A 5,069-nucleotide genomic window follows, 5' to 3' on the forward strand; every position below is an offset into this window, starting at 1 on the left:
TCGCCGCCCACCGCCAGGAGTTCCTGGCTTACCGGCAGGAGACCGACCGTCGCTTCGCCGAACTGGCCGAGGCCTTGCGCCGTCTCATTGAGCAGGTCGAGGGCCTCCGCCGGCGCGCCGACGATCACGCCCGGGACATCGGCGAGCTCAAGACCATGCGCCTGGAGGCCCTGTATCGCGAAGAGGCGGCCTCGCTGTTCCGGGGCCTCCTCCGCCGCGCCACAGTCGTCCCCAGCCCTCAGAAGAACCAGATCCTGGACCAGGCGGTGGAGGCGGGGCGGATCACCCTTGAGGAGGCCGACCGGGCAGCCGCTGTAGATCTGCTGGTGGAAGGTTTCCACCGGCGCGAGGATCGACGCCTCTTCCTGGCCGTGGAGATCTCCTTTCTGGGGAGCGACCGGGACGTCCGGCGGGCCGCCGAACGGGCGGCGATCTTCGCCCGCGCCCTCCAGACCGAGGTGTGGGCGGTGGTGGCCAGCAAAGACCTCACCGGCCCCGCCCGCCGGGCCGCCCACGAGCTCGGCGTCTGGTGGGTCCAGGACGGCCGGGCGTTCCGCCCCGACGAAGTCCTGACCCCGGAGCCGGAGGAAGAGTAGGCCAGGGACGACGGCCTCCCCTTACCCGGCGAACGCCGGGCGGCTCCAGGTTAGGCGCTCGGCATACTGCCGACGGTCGTATTCCCGGTATTCCCCCCGACTTGATCTTCCGCCACCACCCCTCGCTCTCCACATACCACCGCACCGTCTTCTCCAGCGCCTCGTCCAGCGTATGCCGGCTCCGCCACCCCAGCGCCACGATCTTCGAGATATCCAGGGCGTAACGCCGGTCGTGCCCCGGGCGATCCGGCACCAGGCGGATCAGCTCGGGAACATCTCAGCAGGCGTCTTGCGCCCGAGGGGCGTGCGATCGAAGTCGGCGTCAAAACTTACTAAGGTTAGCCTGTGTTTTTCAGCCGCCACGTACTGGTAGGCATCATCAAAGTCCAGATGATATTCCGCCATGATCCCAACCACGCGCTGCATATCCTCAGGCTCCAGGCGGATCAGCGAAACCGCTCCGTCCAGAAACGCATCCTGCACAAATTGTAGAAAAGCCTGGGCTTTGTTCAGCCGGCCGAGCACGATCCCGATGGAATGAAAACCGAAGTCCGTAATGCATAGCTGGTCTGAGGGCGTTCTGTCCAGAAAATCCCCTACTTCTTCTGCCCTCGCCTGATCCAGAAACCGCTCCAACCACACGTTCGTGTCCACCAAATACATCGCTTAATCCCCCCGCCACTCCAGGGCTTTCTTCTGGAGCTCCAGGGCGGTATACTGGTCCCGATACTCCCGAAGCGCGCCGGCCCAGTCCTGACGCAGGGGCCTTCCGCGTTTCCGGGCCCGTTTCTCCAGCAAAAATTGCGCAAAATCGGCAACCTCCTCTTGAAGTTCCGGCGGCAGCTGACGGATCAGGTCTTCCAGCCTTCGCATGGGTTTTCTTCCCTCCTCTTGGAGCTCTTGGAGCGGACAGGGCCGTTCCAGGCGTCCCGCCGCTCCAGGCGGAATCCGATCATGGCCTTCCGGACGGAGGAAACCCCCAGAGCGGATGACGGCGCCGGACAGAGGATCGCACCACCCCGATCATCCGGCGAACGCCGGGCGGCTCCGGGCCAGGCGCTCGGCATACTGCCGACGGTAGTATTCCCGATATTCGCCCGACTTGATCTTCCGCCACCACCCCTCGTTCTCCACATACCACCGCACCGTCTTCTCCAGCGCCTCGTCCAACGTATGCCGGCTCCGCCACCCCAGCGCCACGATCTTCGAGATGTCCAGGGCGTAACGCCGGTCGTGCCCCGGGCGATCCGGCACCAGGCGGATCAGCGAATAAGGCTTCCCCAACAGATCCAGGATCTTCTTCGCCACCTCCAGGTTCGGCGTCGAGATCCCCGTCCCCAGGTTGTAGATCTCCCCCGGCTGTCCCTTGCGCAGCACCAGATCGATGCCCTCACAATGGTCCAGCACGTATTGGTAATCTCTCATCTGCTGCCCATCCCCGTAGAGCGGCAACGGTTCGTCGTCGATGGCGTTGGTGATGCACAGGGGAACGAATTTCTCGGGATACTGATAGGGGCCGATGTTGTTGGAGCCCCGGGTGATGGTCACCGGCACGCCGAAGCTCGTGTGATACGCCAGACAGAGCAGATCCGCCCCGGCCTTGCTGGCCGAGTAGGGGCTGCGGGGCGCCAGGGGATCCCGTTCCGTGGAAGCCCCCTCCAGCACCTCGCCGTAGACCTCATCGGTGGAAACCTGGTGGAAGCGCAGCCCGAACTCCCGAACCGCCTCCAGCAGCACGTAAGTCCCATAGACGTCCGTCTGGACAAAGCTGCCAGGCTCCATCAACGAGCGGTCCACATGGGATTCGGCGGCGAAATTCACGATGGCCTCGATCCGGTGCTCCCGGATCGCCTCGCGCACCGCCGCTGCATCGCAGATGTCGCCCCGGACGAAGGCATAGCGGCCCCGGAAGCGCTCGGCGACATCCCGGAGGTTATCGAGATTCCCCGCATAGGTCAGCTTGTCATACACCAGCACATAGGCGTCCGGATACGTCTCCAGGGTCCAGCGCACGAAATTGGAGCCGATGAAGCCAGCCCCGCCGGCCACCATCAACCGCTTCACGATCGCCTCCTGTGAGGAATAAGGGTCCACCCCACCAGAGGATGGATCTTCTCTGGATTATAGCGGAGGGCTTCGCTCGGCGGTATGGGGATCAGCGGGCCAAGCCCCCGATGCGTCCCATCCAGCGTCCATGAAGGGGGGACCCGCAGGGCCCTCCCCATGACGCTGGGGGCAACTTTGGCCCTTGGAGCGGAGGGGAAGAGGAGGACGGCGCCGCGGGGCCCTTCCACCGTTCGATCCGCTCTCGAGGACGCAGCTCCGGGCACGACCCGTGGTGGGCTCTGGGGCCCCGATACCCGATATGGGACATTTACAAAAGACCCGCACGCCAGCGGGTGCAGAATCCAGCGTGTCCGGCCGGGATGCCCCCGATTTCCCTGAAGGCGCGCCAGCGCGGCTGTGGAAAACGATGTGGAGAACGAATTCAGAACAGGCGCCATGTGGGGGATAAACATCCCAGGGTTGGGGATTCCCCGCTGGGAATTGTGGAAAACCCTGTGGAAAACCTTCAGGTTAAACCTGCGCGCCATGAATTGCCCGGGAGAGAGGTCCCGAATAAAATCGACGAAGCATCCGCCAGCATCAGAGGCCCCAGCCTCTCCTCGGGGCGATCCGGCAAGGCGCTTTCGGAGCTGGAGAAACTCTGCGGTCTTGCGTGCTCTCCACATGTCCGATCGATCCCATGGAATCGGCGCGCCGAGGATGGGCCGATCCGTGCGGCGACAGGAGAACGAAGCGATGGTCAGCGCGAATCCCAGCGAGATCTGGCAGACGGTTTTGAACGAGCTCCAGTGGCAGATCCCCAAGCCGACGTTCGAGACATGGGTGAAGGGAACCCAGGTGGTCTCCGTGCATGGGGATACGTTTGTGATCGGGGTGCGCAGCGCCTACGCGCGGGACTGGCTGGAGCACCGGCTGCGGACGGTGATCGCTCGCACGTTGACCGGGGTGGTGGGGCGGCCGGTGACGGTGAATTTCGTGGTGTATGAGAACGGCCGGATCCAGTCCGCCGCCTCCAACCCGGGCGAAGAGGAGGCGGTTGTCCCTTCCTTGTGGGCGCAGCGACTGAACCCCCGCTACACCTTTGAGTCCTTCGTGGTGGGCCCGAGCAACCGGCTGGCCCACGCGGCGGCGCTGGCGGTGGCCGAACGGCCCGCCCAGACCTATAACCCGCTGTTCATCTACGGCGGCGTCGGGCTGGGCAAGACCCACCTGCTCCATGCCATCGGCCACGTCTGCCTGCGCAAGCGCCTGCGGGTCCTGTATGTTTCCTCCGAGGAGTTCACCAACGACCTGATCAACGCCATCCGGTCCCAGACCACCGATCAGTTCCGGGACAAGTATCGCTCGATCGATGTGCTGCTGATCGACGATATCCAATTCATTGCGGGGAAGGAGAGCACCCAGGAAGAGTTCTTCCACACCTTCAATACCCTGCACAGCAACGGCAAGCAGCTGGTGATCTCCAGCGACCGCCCGCCCCGGGCCCTGGTGACCCTGGAGGAACGGCTGCGCTCCCGCTTCGAATGGGGGCTGATCGCCGATATCCAGCCCCCGGACCTGGAGACCCGCATCGCGATCCTCCGGGCCAAGGCGGAGGGGCTGGCCATCCCTGTTCCCGACGATGTGATCGAGCTGATCGCCCGGCAGATCCAGAGCAACATCCGGGAGCTGGAAGGGGCGCTGAACCGGGTGGTGGCCTACGCCCAGCTGATGGGCCTCCCCCTGCGCCTGGAGGTCGCCACCAGCGCCCTGGCGGATCTGCTGCCCCGGCGCAAATCGATCTCCATCGAGCGGATCATCGAGGTGGTGGCCGACTTCTACGGGGTCCCAGCGGATGCCCTGCGGGGGCCTCGCCGGAACAAAGAACTGGTCTACCCTCGCCAGGTCGCGATGTATCTGGTCCGGGAGGAAACCGGTGCCTCGCTCCCGCAGATCGGTGAGGCCTTCGGGGGGCGGGACCACACCACGGTGCTCTACGGCATTGAGAAAGTGCAGAGCGAGCTGGAGCACAACGAGCGCCTGCGCCGGGAGATCATGGCCCTCCGCGAGCGGCTTTACCAAGAGGAGCGCGCCTGAGCGCCGTCAGACCCGACGAAGAGGACGAAAGCCCCGGGGAAACATGGTGCGCCGGCCTGCTGTCTATCATCCTCATGGGGGCAAAATCTCTCGAGGGAAGAGGCGGGTGATCCGCGGGATGATCCCGCAGCGTTTCGGTGGGGTCTTGACGGGAACCGCGATCCCAAGCGAAGGCGGCGGCTGACGGAGATGGTGGCGCTGGGGATGGTTGGCAACTGTCGTCGGCGCTTACGGAGCGCCATCCGGATAGCCCTTCATGTCCTCGCGCACGCTCCCCGTCGTCCCGGCTCCCCAACGGCTCCGAATACGAATAGCCGCGACGGCAGTGCG

General features: G+C 64.7%; 4 protein-coding genes and 1 pseudogene. 2 read left to right on the forward strand and 3 right to left on the reverse strand.

Translation table 11 applies throughout. From position 1 onward, the window contains the following. Positions 1-596 (forward strand): annotated as a pseudogene (locus tag NZM16_RS07810) (hypothetical protein); the annotation flags it as partial. A 261-nt stretch (positions 597-857) separates the two neighbouring features. Here NZM16_RS07810 and NZM16_RS07815 read toward each other — a convergent pair. The 3 genes from NZM16_RS07815 to rfbB form a co-directional block, all read right to left on the reverse strand. Next, positions 858-1,259 (reverse strand): PIN domain-containing protein, encoded by a 402-nt coding sequence (locus NZM16_RS07815; RefSeq protein WP_295479741.1) that lies wholly within the window; start codon positions 1,257-1,259, stop codon positions 858-860. A gap of 3 nt (positions 1,260-1,262) precedes the next feature. Continuing rightward, positions 1,263-1,469, reverse strand: a complete 207-nt coding sequence (locus NZM16_RS07820) for a DUF2281 domain-containing protein (RefSeq protein WP_295453123.1) — start codon at positions 1,467-1,469, stop codon at positions 1,263-1,265. Positions 1,470-1,619: 150 nt separating this feature from the next. Further along, a complete protein-coding gene (rfbB, locus tag NZM16_RS07825) occupies positions 1,620-2,660 on the reverse strand; it encodes a dTDP-glucose 4,6-dehydratase (RefSeq protein ID WP_295453125.1) in 1,041 nt (346 codons plus the stop codon). A 738-nt stretch (positions 2,661-3,398) separates the two neighbouring features. Here rfbB and dnaA point away from each other — a divergent pair. Further along, on the forward strand, positions 3,399-4,739 hold the full coding sequence (dnaA, locus tag NZM16_RS07830; RefSeq protein WP_367281017.1) for a chromosomal replication initiator protein DnaA: 1,341 nt from the start codon (positions 3,399-3,401) through the stop codon (positions 4,737-4,739). The last annotated feature ends 330 nt before the right edge of the window (positions 4,740-5,069 follow it).

Origin of the sequence: Thermoflexus sp. (assembly GCF_025055495.1) — a bacterium.
Classification (GTDB): Bacteria; Chloroflexota; Anaerolineae; order Thermoflexales; family Thermoflexaceae; genus Thermoflexus.